Annotated in this window: 19 protein-coding genes; 1 reads left to right on the forward strand and 18 read right to left on the reverse strand. The window is 71.4% G+C overall.

The genetic code is table 11. The features are described from left to right. Positions 1-285 precede the first annotated feature (285 nt). The 17 genes from E1165_RS16835 to prmC all read right to left on the reverse strand — a co-directional run bounded on the left by E1165_RS16835 (position 286) and on the right by prmC (position 15,379). Positions 286-744 carry a DUF2550 domain-containing protein gene (locus E1165_RS16835; RefSeq protein ID WP_132392533.1) on the reverse strand — a complete coding sequence of 153 codons (459 nt, stop codon included), beginning with the start codon at positions 742-744 and terminating at the stop codon, positions 286-288. Positions 745-756: 12 nt separating this feature from the next. Beyond that, positions 757-1,035: a F0F1 ATP synthase subunit epsilon gene (locus E1165_RS16840; protein WP_132392535.1), complete on the reverse strand. Its 279-nt coding sequence runs from the start codon at positions 1,033-1,035 to the stop codon at positions 757-759. A 136-nt stretch (positions 1,036-1,171) separates the two neighbouring features. Next, positions 1,172-2,320, reverse strand: coding sequence for an LCP family protein (locus tag E1165_RS16845; protein ID WP_132392537.1), 1,149 nt, complete (start codon positions 2,318-2,320; stop codon positions 1,172-1,174). Positions 2,321-2,530: 210 nt separating this feature from the next. Beyond that, a complete protein-coding gene (atpD, locus tag E1165_RS16850) occupies positions 2,531-3,988 on the reverse strand; it encodes a F0F1 ATP synthase subunit beta (protein WP_132392539.1) in 1,458 nt (485 codons plus the stop codon). Beyond that, the gene (locus E1165_RS16855; RefSeq protein WP_132392540.1) at positions 3,988-4,917 is read right to left on the reverse strand and encodes a F0F1 ATP synthase subunit gamma; all 930 of its coding nucleotides are present in this window, start codon (positions 4,915-4,917) and stop codon (positions 3,988-3,990) included. Before E1165_RS16855 ends, atpD begins: the two co-directional genes overlap by 1 nt. Before the next feature lie 9 nt (positions 4,918-4,926). Continuing rightward, positions 4,927-6,567, reverse strand: a complete 1,641-nt coding sequence (gene atpA, locus E1165_RS16860; protein WP_132392542.1) for a F0F1 ATP synthase subunit alpha — start codon at positions 6,565-6,567, stop codon at positions 4,927-4,929. 87 nt (positions 6,568-6,654) lie between these two features. Beyond that, entirely contained in the window at positions 6,655-7,476 is an 822-nt protein-coding gene (locus E1165_RS16865; RefSeq protein WP_132392544.1) for a F0F1 ATP synthase subunit delta, read from the reverse strand. Then, entirely contained in the window at positions 7,476-8,006 is a 531-nt protein-coding gene (locus tag E1165_RS16870) for a F0F1 ATP synthase subunit B (RefSeq protein WP_132392546.1), read from the reverse strand. Before E1165_RS16870 ends, E1165_RS16865 begins: the two co-directional genes overlap by 1 nt. A gap of 30 nt (positions 8,007-8,036) precedes the next feature. After that, positions 8,037-8,264, reverse strand: a complete 228-nt coding sequence (gene atpE, locus E1165_RS16875) for an ATP synthase F0 subunit C (RefSeq protein ID WP_132392548.1) — start codon at positions 8,262-8,264, stop codon at positions 8,037-8,039. Positions 8,265-8,357: 93 nt separating this feature from the next. Beyond that, positions 8,358-9,179, reverse strand: coding sequence for a F0F1 ATP synthase subunit A (atpB, locus tag E1165_RS16880; protein WP_132392550.1), 822 nt, complete (start codon positions 9,177-9,179; stop codon positions 8,358-8,360). Next, on the reverse strand, positions 9,180-9,401 hold the full coding sequence (locus E1165_RS16885; protein WP_132392552.1) for a hypothetical protein: 222 nt from the start codon (positions 9,399-9,401) through the stop codon (positions 9,180-9,182). Between the two features lie 163 nt (positions 9,402-9,564). Then, entirely contained in the window at positions 9,565-9,996 is a 432-nt protein-coding gene (locus E1165_RS16890) for a hypothetical protein (protein ID WP_132392554.1), read from the reverse strand. Then, a complete protein-coding gene (gene glyA / locus E1165_RS16895; RefSeq protein ID WP_132392556.1) occupies positions 9,993-10,793 on the reverse strand; it encodes a serine hydroxymethyltransferase in 801 nt (266 codons plus the stop codon). Before glyA ends, E1165_RS16890 begins: the two co-directional genes overlap by 4 nt. Before the next feature lie 68 nt (positions 10,794-10,861). After that, entirely contained in the window at positions 10,862-12,979 is a 2,118-nt protein-coding gene (locus tag E1165_RS16900; protein WP_132392558.1) for a transglycosylase domain-containing protein, read from the reverse strand. 196 nt (positions 12,980-13,175) lie between these two features. Continuing rightward, positions 13,176-13,787 carry a phosphotyrosine protein phosphatase gene (locus E1165_RS16905; RefSeq protein WP_132392560.1) on the reverse strand — a complete coding sequence of 204 codons (612 nt, stop codon included), beginning with the start codon at positions 13,785-13,787 and terminating at the stop codon, positions 13,176-13,178. Next, positions 13,788-14,432, reverse strand: a complete 645-nt coding sequence (locus tag E1165_RS16910; RefSeq protein ID WP_132392578.1) for an L-threonylcarbamoyladenylate synthase — start codon at positions 14,430-14,432, stop codon at positions 13,788-13,790. Continuing rightward, positions 14,432-15,379, reverse strand: coding sequence for a peptide chain release factor N(5)-glutamine methyltransferase (gene prmC, locus E1165_RS16915; RefSeq protein WP_132392562.1), 948 nt, complete (start codon positions 15,377-15,379; stop codon positions 14,432-14,434). Before prmC ends, E1165_RS16910 begins: the two co-directional genes overlap by 1 nt. 74 nt (positions 15,380-15,453) lie before the next feature. On the opposite strand from prmC, the gene E1165_RS16920 reads away from it, so the two are divergent. After that, positions 15,454-17,004 (forward strand): diguanylate cyclase, encoded by a 1,551-nt coding sequence (locus E1165_RS16920; RefSeq protein ID WP_132392564.1) that lies wholly within the window; start codon positions 15,454-15,456, stop codon positions 17,002-17,004. A 46-nt stretch (positions 17,005-17,050) separates the two neighbouring features. On the opposite strand, the gene prfA is transcribed toward E1165_RS16920, so the two are convergent. Then, positions 17,051-18,139 (reverse strand): peptide chain release factor 1, encoded by a 1,089-nt coding sequence (gene prfA, locus E1165_RS16925; RefSeq protein ID WP_132392566.1) that lies wholly within the window; start codon positions 18,137-18,139, stop codon positions 17,051-17,053. Positions 18,140-18,212 lie beyond the last annotated feature (73 nt).

The raw sequence follows: 18,212 nt of genomic DNA on the forward strand, positions 1-18,212 counted from the left end.
GGCAGCGGGGCGTGCTGCTGCGCTCGTACGCATGGTGTAACGACCCCGGGCCCGGCGACATTCCGCCACCTGGCCGCCGCCACCCACGGACCCCCACCCCACGCCGCCACGAACCGGACGCGCCGCCCAGGCTGAACCGGTCGGTGGGACGCCAGGAAGGTATCCGGACCCGGGAGACATCCGTGAGGTTCCCACCGGCAAGCCAGCCCGGGTGGGGACCGGACACTCACCCCAGACGTCGTGACAATGTCGGAACGGGGCCGCTCGGGCGGCCAGGGCGACAGGTCAGGCGGCAGGCCAGTCCTGGGAGGAAGCCAGACGCGGCGAGGCCGCCCCGGGCGGGGCGGCCTCGAGCCAGGAGAGGAATCCGGTGACCGTGGACCGTGCCATGGCGATCTCGACCGGGGCGTGGTGGCTCGTACAGCGGAGGATCACCCAGTCCGCGGGCATGGAGAGCCGCTCCTGCCCCTCGGGCAGACGCCGCCGCTCCACGACGAGCTCCTTGCGGGAGAGCACCCGCTTGGGCCGGAGAGCGAAACTGAACATCCGGTACCACCGGAGTTCGTCGCCGATGAAGCGACCGAAGCCGGGAGACCAGCCGCGACCGTCGAGGACCGTGGTGACCCGGACACTGAGCCGGATGATGCCTCCGCTACGGGCGACCACGGCCCGCCGGGCGAAAAGAATCATGAGTGCGGCGAGCAGCACCCCGATGCCGACTCCGATCCCTTCCACGATCTCCATCGGCGGGTCGGCTCAGCGTGCCGGGGTTGCCGGGGTGGCGCTCTCGGCGAGGACGGTGACCCCCTCGCCGGTCACCGACAGGAAGCCGCCGGCGATGTCGTAGACGATCTGCTCCCCGCCGGCCTGCTTGATGCGGACCTGGCCGGGCTCCGCGAGCTGGCCGAGCAGGGGCGCGTGCCCCGCCAGCACACCCAGCTCACCCTCGGTCGTCCGCGCGACGACCATCTCGGCCTCGCCGGACCAGACCTTCTCCTCGACGGCTACGAGCTCGACGTGAAGCTGCTGTGCCACGCTGTCTCCTTGCTGCGGCGACGGATTGTCGAAAGTCTAGTCCCGCGCCCGGAAGCCCCCCAACGCGGGTGGCGAGACCTACGACACCCGCGAGTACGACACGCCGGAGAGACCGGGCAGGTGACATGACAGGCCGTCACCTGTTCCGGTTGCGGAACTCCGGATGCTCCAGCAGGAACGCGTCGAGCTGTTCGTTCTTCAGGGCGGTGAAGAAGTCGTCCGCGGCGGGCAGCAGCCGCTCCCCCCGGTACGCCGCACCCGTGCCGATCCCCTCGCCGGGCAGCTTGATCAGCTCGACGTTCTCCGGCCGGACGTCCTTGAGCGCGAGGGCGAAGTCGACGATGCTGTTGCCCCGGCCGTTGAAGGTCAACGACTGGCCGGCTGCCCGGACCACCCGGTCCAGCTTGATCGGGTTGGTGACCACGTCGGCGCTGACCGCCTGCTTGGCCATCGCCTTGATGAACTGCTGCTGGTGGCGCTGACGGCCGTAGTCGCCGTCCGGGACGCCGTTCTTCGGGTACCGCTGCCGGACGTAGTCCAGCGCCTGCCACCCGCTGAGGTGCTGGGTGCCCTTCTTGTACTCGGCCTGCGGGCCGATGTAACCCTCGCCGTACGGGTTTCCCTTGCGGTGTCTGCCGTCCGGTTCCCGGTGCTCGGACTTCACGTCCCGCTCGATGTACATGGTGACGCCGCCCATGGCGTCGACGATCTTCTGGAACCCGGTGAAGTTGATGATCGCGCCGGCGTCGAACCGTTTGATCCCGATCACCTGCTGCACCGTCTTGGCGAGCAGCTCGAACCCCTGCGCGGTGCTCGGATTCTGCCCCTGGACGGTGCTGCCGTGCGACATGGCGCCGTTGAGCTTGCCTCGGCCGCCCGGGTAGTTGGCCTTGTCGAAACTCGGGATGTCGACGTAGAGGTCACGCGGCATGGAGAACAGGTAGGCCCGGTCCAGGGTCGAGGGCACGTGCAGCACCATGATCGAGTCGGCCAGGGGCGGCTGCTTCGGGTTGCGCGGGTCGATGCCGACCAGCAGGATGTTCAGCGGGCCCTTGATGTCGCTCTTGCGCTCCTGCGCCCCGGCAGCCTGGTCGCCGAAGAGGTCGGCCTTGCCCACCGCGCCCTCGTAGCGCGCGAGCAACGCCTCGTAGCCGACCAGGACGACACCGCTGAGCAGCATGAGCACGGCGCCGAAGACGGTGCAGACCCGCGCCCACCGCGGCACGCTCGCCCAGCGGGACGACCTTCGCCCCTTCTTGCCGGACCTACCCACGGTGTTCTCCATTCGTCGTCACGCCCACAACTATGGAGACGGGCGGACGCGGCCGAAAAGTTGCTGCGGATCGACGCCCGTTCGCGAGCGCCGCGCTGGAAACGGTACAACGCTGCGGCGGGAATCGCTCGCCCGTGGGACGGGTGCCGGCGCGACAGCCGATGACGGTCGAAGGCCACCCCGGCTCTCGCCGGGGTGGCCTTCGCGGATGTGGTGGAGGTCTCAGCCCTCCGCCATCAACTCCTTCGCCTTCTTCTCCAGGTCCTCCAGGCCGCCACACATGAAGAACGCCTGCTCGGGGAAGTGGTCGTACTCGCCCTCGCTGATCTTCTTGAACGCCTCGATGGTCTCGGCGATCGGCACCGTCGAGCCCGGCACACCGGTGAACTGCTCGGCGGCGTACGTGTTCTGCGACAGGAAGCGCTCGATCCGCCGGGCCCGGGCCACGGTGATCTTGTCTTCCTCGGAGAGCTCCTCGATGCCGAGGATGGCGATGATGTCCTGCAGGTCCTTGTACTTCTGCAGGATCCGCTTCACCTCGGTGGCCACCGCGAAGTGCTCCTGGCCGACGAACTCCGGGGCGAGGATCCGGGACGAGGACGCCAGCGGGTCCACCGCCGGGTAGATGCCCTTGTCGGAGATCGAACGCTCCAGGTTCGTGGTCGCGTCCAGGTGGGCGAACGTGGTGGCCGGCGCCGGGTCGGTGTAGTCGTCGGCGGGCACGTAGATCGCCTGCATCGAGGTGATGGCCTGGCCCCGGACGGAGGTGATCCGCTCCTGGAGTTCGCCCATCTCGTCGGCCAGGGTCGGCTGGTAGCCCACGGCGCTGGGCATCCGGCCGAGCAGCGTGGAGACCTCGGAACCGGCCTGCGTGAAGCGGAAGATGTTGTCGATGAAGAGCAGCACCTCCTGCTTCTTCACGTCGCGGAAGTACTCCGCCATGGTCAGCGCGGAGAGCGCGACCCGCAGCCGGGTGCCCGGCGGCTCGTCCATCTGGCCGTAGACCAGCGCGGTCTTGTCGATGACGCCGGACTCGGTCATCTCGGCGATGAGGTCGTTGCCCTCGCGGGTGCGCTCACCCACGCCGGCGAAGACCGAGGTGCCACCGAAGTTCCGGGCGACTCGGGTGATCATCTCCTGGATGAGCACCGTCTTGCCCACGCCGGCACCGCCGAACAGGCCGATCTTGCCACCCTTGACGTACGGGGCGAGCAGGTCGATGACCTTGATGCCGGTCTCCAGCATCTCGGTCTTCGGCTCCAGGTCCGCGAAGGCCGGGGCCTTGCGGTGGATGCCCCAGTGGTCGTCGGGCTGGAGCGTCTCGCCCTCGGTGAGGTTGAGGCACTCGCCGATCGCGTTGAACACGTGGCCCTTCACCGCGTCGCCCACCGGCACCATGATCGGCGAACCGGTGTCGCGCACCTCCGCGCCACGCACCAGGCCGTCGGTCGGCTGCATCGAGATGGCGCGGATCATGTTGTCGCCCAGGTGCTGGGCGACCTCCAGGGTCAGCGTCTTCTCGCCGCCGGAGAGCGTCACATCGACGTGCAGGGCGTTGAACAGGGCCGGCATGGCGTCGCGCGGGAACTCGGCGTCGACGACCGGGCCGATGACCCGGACCACGCGACCCGTGGCCGTCCTGGTCTCAGCTGGTCCACCAGCAACTGCGGATACAGTCATCACACTTCACTTCCCGACGCGGCCAGCGCGTTCGCGCCGCCGACGATCTCGCTGATCTCCTGGGTGATCCCGGCCTGCCGGGCCGAGTTCATCTCACGCGTGTACTTCTCGATCATCTCTTCGGCGTTGTCGGTGGCGCTCTTCATCGCCCGCCGCCGGGCAGCCGACTCGCTCGCCGCCGACTCCAACAACGCCGCGTAGATCCGCGTGTTGATGTACTTCGGCAGCAGCGCGTCGAGCAGCGCCTCCGCCTCCGGCTCGAACTCGTACGCCGGGAGCGCGCCCTCGGACCGGGGCCGGTCCTCGACCTGCATCGGTCCGATGACCTTCGCCACCGGGATCTGGGTCATCAGGGACTTGAACTCGGTGTAGACGATGTGCAGCTCGTCGATACCGCGCGTGCCGTCCGGCCCGGGGTCGCCGTCGACGTCGTCCGCCCCGGCGGAGAACGCCTTGATCAGCGTCTCCCCGACGGTGCGGGCGTCGGCGAACGTCGGCTGCTCCGAGAAGCCCGTCCAGTTCGCCTCCATCGGCCGGTCACGGAACCGGAAGAAGCTCAAGCCCTTGCGGCCGATGACGTAGAGCACAGGCTCCTTGCCGTCGGCGCGCAGTCGGGCGACCAACGACTCCGCGGTCTTGATGGCGTTCGAGCTGTAGCCACCGGCCAGACCACGGTCGGCGGTCACCAGCAGGACACCGGCCCGGCGTACCCGCTCACGCGGGGTCAGCAGCGGGTGGTCGATCCGCGCGTTGGAGGCCAGCGCCGTGAGCACGCCGGTGATGGCCTGGGCGTACGGCAGGGACGCCTCCACCCGGGCCTGGGCCTTGGCGATCCGGCTCGTCGCCACGAGCTCCATCGCCTTGGTGATCTTCTTCATCCCCTTCGCCGAGCGAATGCGTTGACGAAGAACGCGTACCTGGGCCGCCATCGGTCAGCCCTACTGCTTCTCGGCGGTGTCGGCGTAGCGGGTGACCGTCTCGCGGTTCTCCTCGCCCTCCAGCGGCCTGGCCGGGGCCTCGTTGATCCGCCGCTCGTCCTCCTTGCCGAGGAAGACCTGCTTGAACTCGGTGATCGCCGAGTCGAGCGAGCCGATGATCTCGTCGTTCCACTGGTGGTCGGCGATGCCGGCCAGGACGCCCTCGTGCTTGTGGCGCAGGTACTGCAGGAACTCCGACTCGAAGCGGCGGATCTCGCCCACCGGGATGTCGTCGAGCTTGCCCTCGGTACCGGCCCAGACGGAGACGACCTGCTCCTGCACCGGGTACGGCGAGTAGTTCGGCTGCTTGAGCAGCTCGACCAGGCGGGCACCGCGCTCCAGCTGGGCCCGGGAGGCCCTGTCCAGGTCGGAGGCGAAGGCGGCGAACGCCTCCAGCTCGCGGTACTGGGCCAGGTTGAGCCGCAGCGAACCAGCGACCTTCTTCATCGGCTTCACCTGCGCGGCGCCACCGACCCGGGAGACCGAGGTGCCGACGTTGATGGCCGGCCGGACGCCCTGGTTGAACAGGTCGGTCTCCAGGAAGATCTGGCCGTCGGTGATGGAGATGACGTTGGTCGGGATGAAGGCCGAGATGTCGTTGGCCTTCGTCTCGATGATCGGCAGACCGGTCATCGAGCCACCGCCCATCGCGTCGGAGAGCTTGGCGCAGCGCTCCAGCAGCCGGGAGTGCAGGTAGAAGACGTCACCCGGGTACGCCTCGCGGCCCGGCGGGCGGCGCAGCAGCAGCGACACGGCGCGGTACGCCTCGGCCTGCTTGCTCAGGTCGTCGAAGACGATCAGGACGTGCTTGCCGCCGTACATCCAGTGCTGGCCGATGGACGAGCCGGTGTACGGGGCGAGGTACTTGAAGCCGGCCGGGTCGGAGGCCGGGGAGGCGACGATGGTGGTGTACTCCATCGCGCCCGCCTCCTCCAGGACGCCCTTGATCGAGGCGATCGTGGAGGCCTTCTGGCCGATGGCGACGTAGATGCAGCGGACCTGCTTCTTCGGGTCGCCGGAGCGCCAGTTGTCCCGCTGGTTCAGGATGGTGTCCAGGGCGACCGTGGTCTTGCCGGTCTTCCGGTCACCGATGATCAGCTGACGCTGGCCCCGGCCGATCGGCGTCATGGCGTCGATGGCCTTGATACCGGTCTGCAGCGGCTCGTCGACCGACTGCCGGGCCATCACGTTCGGAGCCTGGAGCTCCAGCTCGCGGTAGCCCTCGTCGGCGATGTCACCGAGCCCGTCGATCGGCTGGCCGAGCGCGTTGACCACGCGGCCGAGGAAGGCGTCGCCGACCGGCACGGAGAGCACCCGGCCGGTGCGCTTGACGCGCTGCCCCTCCTCCAGCTTTCCGGAGTCACCGAGAACGACGACACCGATCTCCCGGACGTCGAGGTTCAACGCCACGCCGAGCGTGCCGTCCTCGAACTCCAGGAGCTCGTTGGTCATGGTCGAGGGCAGGCCCTCGACGTGGGCGATGCCGTCGCCGGTGTCGGCGACGGTGCCGACCTCCTCGCGGGAGACGTCGGACGAGTATGAGGAGACGTAGCGCTCCAGGGCGCCGCGGATCTCCTCCGTCGAGATGGTCAGCTCGGCCATCCTCTGCTTCCTTAAGTATCAGGGGCCCGGGATACCTAGTACCGACCGGTCCGAATGGCGTCGATCAAAGGGCTGCGAGGACGCTGGTCAGCGCTTCGCGAGCGCGTTGCGGGTCTCGTTGAGGCGGCGCAGGACGGTACCGTCGTACAGGTCGGAACCGACCCGCACGCTCACCCCACCGAGCACCTCCGGGGCCACCGTCTGCTTGACGGAAACCTCTCGACCGTACATCGCGGAGAGGCGGGCACCCAGGCGTCGCTCCTCCTCGTCGGTCAGCGGAGCGGCCACGGTCACGTACGCGACCTGCCGGTCCCGCCGGTCGGCGGCCATCTCCACCAGTCGGGTGAGCGCCCCGGTGAAGGACCGTCCCCCGAACCCGCTGAGGGCGACCCCGACGAGGTAGCCGGTGACCGGCCGGGCCTTGCCGACGAGCAGCTGGTCGACCAGGGTGGCCCGGCGCGCGGCCGGGACCATCGGGTCGGACAGCGCGTTGGACAGCTCCGGGGAACCGGCGACGACCTGCCCGAAGCGGAACAGCTCGTCCTCGACCTCGCCCAGTTCGCCGGCCTTGTCGCTGCCGGCCAGCAGCGCCTCCACACCGAGCCGCTCGACGCCGCCGAGCAGTTCCGACGGCGTCGACCAACGACCGGAGACCAGCACGGCGAGCAGGTCGAGCGCGTCCGTGCCGATCCGGCCGCGCAGCATGTCGCCGAGCAGGCCGGACCGGTCGGTGCCCGAACGGGCCGGGTCGGAGAGCGCCCGACGCAGCCGCGGCTCGCGCCGCAGCAGAGCGGCGACGGAGAGGAGGTCGTCCGCGGTGGCGGTCACCACCGACGGCTCCGCGCCGCGGACGTACTCGTCGAGGCGCTCGGCCGCGACCCTGTACGACTCCCGGCTGGCGGCCTGCATCAGCGGGCCCCCGCGCTCTCGAGGCCGCTGAGGAACCGGTCCACGGTGCCCTTGCGACGAGCCTCGTCGGCGAGCGACTCACCGACGATCTTGCTGGCCAGGTCCACCGCGAGCGTGCCGACCTCGGTGCGCAGCTCGCGCACGATGGTGGCCCGCTCGGCGGCGAGCTGCTCCTTGCCGGCCGCGATGATCCGGTCGGACTCCTCCCGCGCCTTGGCGAGGATGTCCTGGCGGATGCCCTCCGCGTCGGAGCGGGCGTCGTCCCGGATCTTCGCGGCCTCGGTGCGGACCTCGGCGAGCTGCGCACGGTACTGCTCGAGCAGCTGGTTGGCCTCGGCCTGGGCCGCCTCGGCGCGCTTGAGGCCGCCCTCGATCGCGTCGACCCGCGCCTGGTACATCGCCTCCATGCGCGGCATGACGAACTTCAGCAGGACGAAGCAGAGCAGCGCGAAGGCGATCGTCCCGATGACGAGCTCCTGCCAGATCGGCACGAGCGGGTGGTGCTCCACATCTGTGGCGGCGATGAACATGTCAGACCTCCAGGGTCGGGATACCGTTCGTCAGCCGCCGACGGCGAAGGCGAGCACCAGGCCGAACAGCGCGAGCGCCTCGACCAGGGCGAAGCCCAGCACCAGCCAGGTGCGGTTGTAGCCGGCGGACTCCGGCTGGCGGGCGCTCGACTGGATGTAGGCCGCGAAGACCAGGGCGACACCGATACCGGGGCCGATGGCGGCGAGGCCGTAGCCGATCGTGTTGACGCTGCCCTCGATGGCGGCAAGAACGTCCATTGCGAGTATTCCTCCTAGTTGACACGTGAGGTCTCACGCGTACGCGGTCGGTACCAGAAGCTTGGTCGGGCCGGGTGCCCGCCGAGCCCGATCTCAGTGCTCGTCGGCCAGCGACGTTCCGATGTAGTTGGCGGTCAGCGTGACGAAGACGTATGCCTGCAGCAGTGCGACCAGCACCTCGAAGAAGGCCATCAGGATCGCCATCGCGAAGGAGAAGACCGAACTCACCTGGATGAACACGTTGTCCGAGGCGAGCATCACGAACCCGCCGAGGGTGAACACCAGCAGGATCAGGTGACCGGCGAACATGTTGGCGAAGAGTCGCACCGCCAGGGTGAGCGGCCGGTTGATGAAGTTCTGCAGGAACTCGATCGGGATCAACAGGAAGTGCATCGGCCACGGCACGCCGGGGATGATCAGGCTCTTCTTGAGGTAGCTGCCGAGGCCGTGCTTCCGGACACCGATGTAGAGGTACATCACGTAGGAGATCAGCGCGAGCACGATCGGGAACGCGATGTGCGAGTTGGGCGAGATCTGCAGCCCGGGGACGATGCCGAAGAGGTTGGTCAGCACGATGAAGCTGAACAGCACCGTGAAGTAGGGCGCGAAGCGGATGCCGGCGTTGCCCATCTGCTCTCGGGCGATGTTGTCCCGGACCAGGCCGTAGACCGACTCGGCGTACCACTGGGCCTTGCCGGGAACGAGCGTGGGCTTCCGGTAGGCCAGCATGAAGAAGATGATCAGCAACGCGACCGCGAGCCAGACCATGATGCCGAACTTGGTGACCCAGGGGCCGGCCACGTTCGGCGGATAGAAATCTCCGACGCTGGGGGGCCAGGGAACCCCCTGGGCGACGACCAGCTGTCCGCTCACCGTGTCATCCTCCGCACTCGACAGACCCGCGCGTGCTGGCACTCAAGCACTGAGCCTCTTCATGATCAGGTAGATCGCTCCGGCTGCGCCGAGCATCATGCCGACGGCGACCCCGATGCCGGTTCGCAGATCGAAGAACCGCTCCGCCAACCACCCGAGGAAACCCCACGCCACGATGCCGGCGAGCAGGTAGCCCAGGACGGCACCGGCCACGCCCTCCGACGAGTGGTCGTCGGACTTCCGGGTGTGGGGGTCATCGGCCATGACGTGGCGAACAATATCAGCAGAGGCGCACGGGAGTGTGCGGCACCCCCCACACTGCGGACAGCGTGCGGGCCGTGCGGCGTCGGAACAATCGTGGCTCAGGTTACTCCCCGCCGGCCCACCACAACAGCCCGACGTACCGGTGGCGAAACCCGGGACGCGCTCAGTCGCCACGCCGGCCGAAGGTCGGCAGCGGCGACCGCAAAGCCCAGGTCAGATGGGCTCCGGTCCAGACCACCACCGCCGCGATGACGGCCACCCCCAGGTCCGGCAGGCCGGCCCAGCCGCTCGCCGCGACGGCGGCCATCACCACCCCGAGGAAGACGATCTTCGTGGCGTAGGTGACCAACCCGACCGACATGATTAACCGAGGATTCACCGCGTCGGCCCAGGCCACCGAGACGCCGGAGATCAGGTAACTGACCACCACCAGCGCGATCCCGGCGGCCACGCCGGCGGCCCCGGTGGGCCCGCGCAGCACCGCCGCCGCCGGCACCGCGACCACGGCCAGCGCCGCGCACGCGGCCAGCGGCAGCCGCAGGTACGGCAGCCGGGCCCGGATCGCGCCCGGCTCCCCCGCCCGTGGCGCGCTCATCGGGCGTACGCCGGGAAGGCGGCGACCAGCTCGGCGACCTCGCCGGCGATCCGGGCGAGCGTGTCGGCGCCCCCGGGGGCCGTGGGGTCGGTACGCACCGCACGGGCCATCAAGGTGGCGACCTGGCGCATCTCCCCCTCCCGCATGCCCTGCGTGGTGACGCCCGGGGTGCCCACCCGGATCCCGGAGGCGATTGCCGGCGGCTGTGGGTCGTACGGGATGGCGTTCTTGTTGAGGGTGATGCGCGCGGCGTCGCAGCGGGACTCGGCGTCGACGCCGCTCACCCCGACCTCCCGCGCCTCGTCGTAGTCGATCAGTTCGGTGTCCGGCCGGACCGTGTACCCGACGGTGTGGAACCACTTGCCCGAGAAGTTCACCCGGCTGCCGTGGGTAAGGTGTCCGCCGTGCGGCAACTCCATCGCCAGCACGGTGTCCCCCGGCTGTACCAGGGCGGCGTACGCGGCCAGGTTGGCGCTGGCCCCGGAGTGCGGCTGGAGGTTGGCGTGCTCGGCGCCGAAGAGCTCCTTCGCGCGGGCGATGCCGATCTCCTCAGCCCGGTCCACCTCGGCGCAGCCGCCGTAGTAGCGCCGGCCGGGATAGCCCTCGGCGTACTTGTTGGTCAGCGTCGAGCCGAGCGCCGCGAGCACCGCCGGGGAGGTGAGGTTCTCGCTGGCGATCAGCTGCAGGCCACCGCGCAGCCGGTCCAGTTCCCCGAGCACCACCCCGGCGATCTCCGGGTCGACCGAGCTGAGCTGCTCGAAGTCCGGCCCCCAGAAGGTGTCTTCCGCGTTGTCCACACCGAGGGAGTCTACGGAGCCGCTCCCGGAGAGCCGGGTGACGCCTCGTCCCGGCAGCCCCGGCTGACTCAGTTGCCGTCGCGGGCGGCGGTGTGCCGGTAGGCGACGGAGTCGCTGGGCGGGACGAAGTCGCGGACCGGCTGGTCGCGCAGGGCGTGGCCGAGGATCCGGCCGACCGCGTCGACCAGCCGGCTCTGCACCGCCCCGCCGACGGCGTCCCGCGGGTCGTCCGGGTTCGCCGCGATCTGGGCGACCACGAACTGCGGGGTGAAGGCCACCACCGAGGTCGTCTCGTCCCGCTCGGAGGTACCGGTCTTGCCGGCCACCGGCCGGCCCAGCGCCCGGCTCAGCTCCTCCGCCGTGCCACCGTCGCAGGCGCCGTACATGGACTGGTCGCCGACCGGGCAGCGGGCCGCGTCGACCGCCCCCCGGGCCACGTCGGTCTCGATCACCTGCCGGCAGTCCGGCCGGCCGGCGGCGACCTCGTGCCCGGCGTTGTCGGTGATCGACACGACCGGCAGCGGGGCACACCAGGTTCCCTCGGCCGCCACCGTCGCGTACGCGTTGGCCAGGTCCAACGGGGTGGTGGAGGAGACACCCAGGGTGAACGCGCCCCACTGCTTCGCGCCGTAGCGGGCCAGCTCGGCGTCCTCCTCGGCCCGGAACACGATGCCCAGCCGCTCGGCCATCGCCACCACCCGGTCCGCCCCGACCCGCTCGATCAACCAGGCGAAGTACGTGTTCGCCGAACGACCGAACGCGGTCCACATGGTGTGCGGGCCGTCCATCCACGACGGGCTGGCGTTGGCCGGGCACCACCGGCCGTCACAGTTCGCTCCGGCGCCCTCCGCCGGGAACCGGGTGCGGATCCGGCTCGGGGCGTCGAAGGGCGTGTCCAGCGGCAGCCCGGACTCCAGCGCGGCCAGCAGGGTGAACAGCTTGAACGTCGAACCGGCCTGGTAGCCGGAGATGCCGCTGCCACCGGCGACGAGCTGGTTCACCGTGTTCGGGTAGTTCCGCTGGCCGGGCGGGTTGTCGGCCACGCTGTAGTTCCGGTTGACCGCCATGGCCAGCACCCGGCCGGTGCCGGGCTGCACCACCGCGGTGGGCACCGCGAAGGGATCGTCAACGGCGTAGATCTCGCGCACCTTGCGCACGACCGTCCGTTGGATGTCCGGGTCGAGCGAGGAGACGATGCGGAAACCGCCCCGACGCAGGGTGTCCTGGCGCTCCGCCGCGGACGCGCCGAAGGCCGGCTGGGCGCTCCACCACTGGGTGAACCAGTCGCAGAAGAAGCCCCAGTCGTTCTGCTCCCTCGGCACCGCCGTGCAGTCGTTCGGCGTCTCGCTGGGGCGCAGCGCCAACGGGGCGTCCCTCGCCTCCGCCGCCTCGGCGGGCGACACCTGCCGCGACTCCGCCATCCGGTCCAGCACGTACGCCCGGCGGCTCAGCGCCGCGTCGGCGTCGCCGTTGATCGGGTCGTCGGTGTGCGGGGAGCGGACCAGCCCGGCGAGCAGCGCCGCCTGGGGCAACGTCAGCCGCGCCGGCGAGGTGGAGAAGTAGCGTTTGCTGGCCGCCGCGATCCCGTACGCCCCCGCGCCGAAGTACGCGATGTTGAGGTAACGCCGCAGAATCTCGTCCTTGCTCAGCTCCCGCTCCAGCGCCAGGGCGTACCGCATCTCCCGGATCTTCCGGGCGGCGCTGATCTCGGTGGCCGCCCGGCGCTGCTGTTCGGTCAGGCGCGGGTCGCCGGCCAGCACGTTGCGCACGTACTGCATGGTCAGCGTGGAGGCGCCCTGCCGGGGCGCGCCGTCGCGCTTGTTCGCCGTGAAGGCCCGCAGCACGCCCCGCACGTCGACGCCGGAGTGCCGGTAGAACCGGACGTCCTCGGCGGCCACGATCGCCTGCCGCACCACCGGCGCCATCCGGTGCAGCGGAACCTCCACCCGGTCCTCGGTGTAGAAGGTGGTGATCAGCGTGTGGCCGTCGTTGGCGTACAGGCTCGACCGCTGGACCGTCGGCGGCTTGCGCAGACTCTCCGGCAGTTCGGCGTACGGAGTGGCGAGCGCGCCGAAGCCGATCCCGAACACCAGCGCGGCCGGAAGGGCGGCGACCGCCAGCACCAGTCCGGCGAGTACGCCGGCGATCACCACGGTGAACACCTTGTCGAGATGGGCCCGCTTCATCAGCTCTCCCCGCAGGAGCCGGTCAGGACCCGTCCAGAATGACCCTAAAACGCTCTTTTGCCCTCATGTTTCGCAGATCCGGAGGAAGTTCACGAGCGGAACACCGCGCGCGGCGCGGGACACGCCGCCCGCCGTCACCCGGCCGGGTGGCCACACCGCCGCCCTGGCACCCCGCCGCGCCCGGCGGGCGGGCGGGTCAGGGCAGCAGGGTGCTCGCGAGCGGGTGGACGGTCTCCTCGATCTCGTCGGCGACCCGGCTGAAGCACTGGTCGCCCCGACCCCACGGATCGTCCAGGTCGTCCGAGCGCAACGGCGACGCGCCCTGCCGGGTCGCGCCGACCGCCTCCACCAGGGCCACCCCCCGCGCGTACACGGCCTCCGGGGTGGGCCGCGCCGCGGGCAGGGCTGCGGTGTCGACCAGGGCGAGCAGGCGGCCGAACTCCCCCAGCACGAAGGTGCGGGAGGCGGCGTCGGGGCGCAGCGCCACCACGTACTCCTGCTGGTCGGCGGTGGCGGTGAGGACGAGGTCGGCGGCGTCGATCAGGTCGGAGCGGAGCTTGCGCGCGGCGAAGCCCTCGACGTCACCGCCCCGGGCGAGCACCTGCCGGGCCGCCGGCGGGTTCATCTCCTCGCCGGCGTGCCAGCCGCCGGTGCCCGCGCTGTGGCTGTGCAGCAGCTCGTCGGAGCGGGTCGGGTCGACGTCGAGCCGACCCAGCCGCTCGCGGACCGCGAGCGCCAGCAGACGCTCGGCCATCGGGGAGCGGCAGATGTTGCCCATGCAGACGTGCAGGACGGTGAACGGCGGCACTCAGGCCTCCCGCGCGGCGAGGATGTCCGGGACCACGTCGCGGAGCCTGTCCAGGCTGACCGCGCCGGACCGGAGCACCCGGGGCGTCTCACCGGTGAGGTCGACGATGGTGCTCGGCACCGGATCGTGGCACGGCCCGGCCTCCAGGTACGTGCGGACCTGGTACCCGAGCTGGTCGCGCGCCGCCCCGGCGGTCAGCGCGGGCGGCTGCCCGGTCTTGTTGGCCGAGGCCACCGCCATCGGGCCGGTCTCCCGCAGCACCTCCAGGGCGACCGGATGCAGCGGCATCCGCACCGCCACCGTGCCGCTGGCGTCGCCCAGGTCCCAGGCGAGGCTCGGGGAGTGCTCCACCACGATGGTCAGCGCCCCCGGCCAGAACGCCTCGACCAGGTCACGGGCCGCGCGGGGCAGCGAGAAGACCAGGCCGTCGAGGGTGTGCCGGGAACCGATCAGCACCGGTGGCGCCTGTCGCGCGCCGCCCTTGGCGTCGGCGAGGGCCTTCACCGCGTACGGGGTGAAGGCGTCCGCACCGATCCCGTAGACCGTGTCGGTCGGTAGGACGACCAGCTCGCCGTTCTTGACCGCCTCGATGGCAGCGGCGATGCCGCGGTCCCGGTCGGTGGGCGACCGACAGTCGTAGAGCATCACGAGGAGCCAGTCTGCCACGCCAGGCCGGTGTCGGGGCGCGGGCCGTCCGCCCGGCGGGACGCGGTGGCGAACCGGGCCCGTCCGGCGAGGTCCCGGTGCTCCTCCACCTCGGTGTACCGGCCGTCGGCGGCGAGCAGAGCCGGCACCGCCGCGCCGTGCGTGTCGTCGTGCTCCACGCCCAGCACGCCACCCGGACGCAGCAGCACGACGGCGCGGGCCAGCACCGGCCGGATCACGTCCAGCCCGTCCGCCCCGCCGAACACCGCCTCGTCCGGGTCGTGGCCGGCCACCTCCGGCGGCACGGCCACCGCGCGCGGCACGTACGGCGGGTTGCAGAGCAGCACGTCGACCCGGTCCACCAGCCCGGCCAGCAGCTGCGGGTCGGTGACGTCGGCCGCCACCACCTCGATCGGCCGGTCCCCGGCGGCGACCCGCGCGGCGGCGTTGCGCCGCAACCAGGCCAGCGCGGCCGGCGAACGTTCCACGGCCACCACCCGGGCCCCGGGCACCTCCTGGGCGACCGCCAGGGCGATCGCCCCGGAGCCGCTGCACAGGTCGACCACCAGTGGGGCGGAACGGCGGCGGGCCTGGTCGACACCCCAGCCGGCGAGCAGCTCGGTCTCCGGGCGGGGCACGAAGACCCCCGGCCCGACCGCCAGCTCCAGGTGCCGGAACCCGGCCCGGCCGGTGAGGTGCTGCAACGGCTCCCGGTCGGCCCGACGGGCCACCAGCGCCGCGAACCGGTCCCGCTGGCCGGCGTCGAAGCCGTCGGCGAGGGCCAGCCGGCCCCGGGGCACGTCCAGCACGTACGCCGCGAGCAGCTCCGCCTCGGCGCGGGCCGACTCCACGCCGGCGGCAGCCAGGGTACGGGCGGCGCGGGCCACGGCGGAGGTGGCCCGTTCGCGTTCTGCCCCTTCGGAGGGGTGGCGCGGCAGGGAGGTCACGACATAATCATGAAGCGTCGTGGGCCCCGGCACGAACGGGTGCGTCCCGACGCACACCGACGGGAGGTTGGCGGGTGGCGTGGCTCGACCGGGTCGACGACCAGGTTGACGCCCTCCACCGTGCCCGGACCCTGCAGGAGGCGAGCCGTTCCGCCGAGGCGTGCGGCGTGCTCGACCGGGTGCTGCGCACCACGACCGATCCGCACGCCCGGGCCGACGCGCTGGTGCAACGGCTCTGCGCGCTGATCAACCTCGGTCGGACGGCCGAGTTCACCCGGGCCATCGAGGACGCCTCGGGCGCCGTCCGCGACCTGCCCGAGCCGTACCTGCACGGCCACCTCAACGCGCTCGCCGCGCTGGCCGCCCACCACCAGGGGGCGCTGGACCGCTGCGTCACCCATCTCGTCCGGGCCGCCAGGGCGTTGGGCGCGGCCGAGGAGGAGGACCGGGACACCGCCTGGGGCTGGCACGACCTGGCGATGGCGTACTCGTACCTCAGCTTCCACGGGCACGCGCTCGGCGCGATCGAGCGGGCCCGCCAGCACGGGCTGGCCGCCGGGCTGCCCGAGGAGTCGTTCGCCGCCCCGGGCATCCGGCTGCGCAACGCGGTCGCCCTCGACCACAACGGCGACAGCGACGGCTGCCTGCGGGTGCTCCGGGACATCGCCGCCGACCTGGCCCGGTTCGCCCGGAACGGGCGGGGTGACCGGATCCGGCCGAGCAGTCTCGCCGCGTACGGCTACGCGGCGGCCCGCCGGGCCGCGCTGGGCGACCCGGTGGAGGGCGGCCAGGAAGCCGATCCGGTCCGGCTGCTCGGCCACGGTGGGGACAGCGCCCGGGCCCGGGACATGCGCCAACTCGGGCAGGTCTGCCTGGCGGTGGCCGGCGGCCGACCGATCGAGGCGATCACCCGGCTCGACACCGCCCGGGTCTCCACCGAGACCCTCGGCGCGGCCGAGCCGGCCCGGCTGCGCAGCATCGCCTTCGCCCGGGCCGGCGACCACATCGCCGCGCACCGGGCCGACCGGCTGGCGTTCCGCCTCGCCGCCCAGCGCAACGACCGGCTGCGGGACGTCTACATCGACGGCATCGCGGCCCGGATCGACCACGAGGAGATGCGCCGGGAGGCCGCCCGGTACGAGGGCGAGGCGCTGACCGACCCGCTGACCGGCCTGCCGAACCGGCGCCGCCTGGAGCGGTACATCGGCTCGGCGACGGCCCAGGGCGAACGGGTGGTGATCGGCGTCTGCGACCTGGACGGTTTCAAGGCGGTCAACACCCAGCACGGGCACCACTCCGGCGACCTGGTCCTGCAACGGATCGCCGGGGTCATCAACCGGGTGATGCGCCGGGGCGACTTCGTGGCCCGCTACGGCGGCGACGAGTTCGTGGTGGTACTGCGCGGCGCCGGGATGGAAGAGGCGGCGGAGGTGGCCCGGCGGATCGAGGCGGCGGTCCGCACCGAGGACTGGAAGTCGCTGGTGCCGGGCACCCCGGTCGGGGTGAGCATCGGCTTCGCCGAGGTCGACGGTACGCGCGGCACGCTGCGCGACGCGCTCGGCGCCGCCTTCGAGATCGCCGACCGGGAGATGCTCCGGGCCAAGGGCAGCCCCCGCGCCGGCTGACGGCGTCCCCCGTCCACCTCGCCGGCACCACGCGTGCCGCCGCCGGTCAGCGGCGGGCGAGTTCGGTCTCGCCGGCCAGCCGGGCCGCCCGGTCGGCCTCGGCGAGGGCGTCCAGGACGCCGTCCAGGTCACCGGCGAGCGCCAGGTCGAGGTTGTACGCCGTGTAGCCGATCCGGTGGTCGGTGATCCGGTTCTGCGGGAAGTTGTAGGTGCGGATCCGCTCCGAGCGGTCCACCGTGCGCACCTGCGCCTTGCGGGCGTCGGAGGCGGCGGCGTCGGCCTGCTCCTGCGCCATCGCCAGCAGCCGGGCCCGCAGGATGCGCATCGCCTGCTCACGGTTCTGTAGCTGCGACTTCTCGTTCTGGCAGGAGACCACCACGCCGGTCGGCAGGTGGGTGATCCGGACCGCGGAGTCGGTGGTGTTCACCGACTGGCCGCCCGGCCCGGACGACCGGAACACGTCGATGCGCAGCTCGTTCGGGTCGACGGTGACGTCGACGTCCTCCGCCTCGGGAAGCACCAGCACGCCGGCGGCGCTGGTGTGGATGCGCCCCTGCGACTCGGTGACCGGGACCCGCTGCACCCGGTGCACCCCGCCCTCCCACTTCAGCCGGGACCACACCCCGTTGCCGCCCTCGGGTACGCCCTTGCTCTTGATCGCCAGCGAGACGTCCTTGACCCCGCCCAGGTCGGAGTCCTGCGCGTCGATCACCTCGGTGACCCAGCCGCGGCGCTCGGCGTACCGGGTGTACATCCGCAGCAGGTCGGCGGCGAAGAGCGCGGACTCCTCGCCGCCCTCGCCGGCCTTGATCTCGATGATCACGTCCTTGGCGTCGTGCGGGTCGCGCGGGATCAGCAGCTCGGCGAGGCGTTCCTCCAACGCCGGCAGGGTCGCCGCGATCGAATCGGCCTCGGCGGCGAAGGACGGATCCTCGGCGGCCAGCTCCCGCGCCGCGGCAAGGTCAGCCCGGGCCTGTTCCAGCTCACCGGCGGCCTTGTGCAGCGGCACCAGCTCGGCGTACCGGCGACCGACCCGACGGGCGGTGCCCTGGTCGGCGTGGATGGCCGGGTCGGCGAGCCGCTTCTCCAGGTCGGCGTACTCGTCGAGGAGGGCGGCCAGGCGCTCGCTGCTCATGCGGGGATGCTCCTTCGACGATCAGCTGGAAAGGGGGCGGAACGGACGAACGCCCGCGCCCGGCGGAAGCCGG

The sequence above is a fragment of the Micromonospora sp. KC723 genome (assembly GCF_004348595.1).
Classification (GTDB): domain Bacteria; phylum Actinomycetota; class Actinomycetes; order Mycobacteriales; family Micromonosporaceae; genus Micromonospora.

Excerpts from the sequence above, each read along its gene's own strand:
- E1165_RS16855 (WP_132392540.1), bottom strand. The coding sequence starts at position 4,917 with ATGGCGGCCCAGGTACGCGTTCTTCGTCAACGCATTCGCTCGGCGAAG.
- E1165_RS16910 (WP_132392578.1), bottom strand. The coding sequence starts at position 14,432 with ATGCTCTACGACTGTCGGTCGCCCACCGACCGGGACCGCGGCATCGCC.
- E1165_RS16870 (WP_132392546.1), bottom strand. The coding sequence starts at position 8,006 with ATGTTCATCGCCGCCACAGATGTGGAGCACCACCCGCTCGTGCCGATC.
- E1165_RS16865 (WP_132392544.1), bottom strand. The coding sequence starts at position 7,476 with ATGCAGGCCGCCAGCCGGGAGTCGTACAGGGTCGCGGCCGAGCGCCTC.
- E1165_RS16845 (WP_132392537.1), bottom strand. The coding sequence starts at position 2,320 with ATGGAGAACACCGTGGGTAGGTCCGGCAAGAAGGGGCGAAGGTCGTCC.
- atpA (WP_132392542.1), bottom strand. The coding sequence starts at position 6,567 with ATGGCCGAGCTGACCATCTCGACGGAGGAGATCCGCGGCGCCCTGGAG.
- E1165_RS16885 (WP_132392552.1), bottom strand. The coding sequence starts at position 9,401 with ATGGCCGATGACCCCCACACCCGGAAGTCCGACGACCACTCGTCGGAG.
- atpD (WP_132392539.1), bottom strand. The coding sequence starts at position 3,988 with ATGACTGTATCCGCAGTTGCTGGTGGACCAGCTGAGACCAGGACGGCC.
- E1165_RS16835 (WP_132392533.1), bottom strand. The coding sequence starts at position 744 with ATGGAGATCGTGGAAGGGATCGGAGTCGGCATCGGGGTGCTGCTCGCC.
- atpE (WP_132392548.1), bottom strand. The coding sequence starts at position 8,264 with ATGGACGTTCTTGCCGCCATCGAGGGCAGCGTCAACACGATCGGCTAC.
- E1165_RS16890 (WP_132392554.1), bottom strand. The coding sequence starts at position 9,996 with ATGAGCGCGCCACGGGCGGGGGAGCCGGGCGCGATCCGGGCCCGGCTG.
- prfA (WP_132392566.1), bottom strand. The coding sequence starts at position 18,139 with ATGAGCAGCGAGCGCCTGGCCGCCCTCCTCGACGAGTACGCCGACCTG.
- E1165_RS16900 (WP_132392558.1), bottom strand. The coding sequence starts at position 12,979 with ATGAAGCGGGCCCATCTCGACAAGGTGTTCACCGTGGTGATCGCCGGC.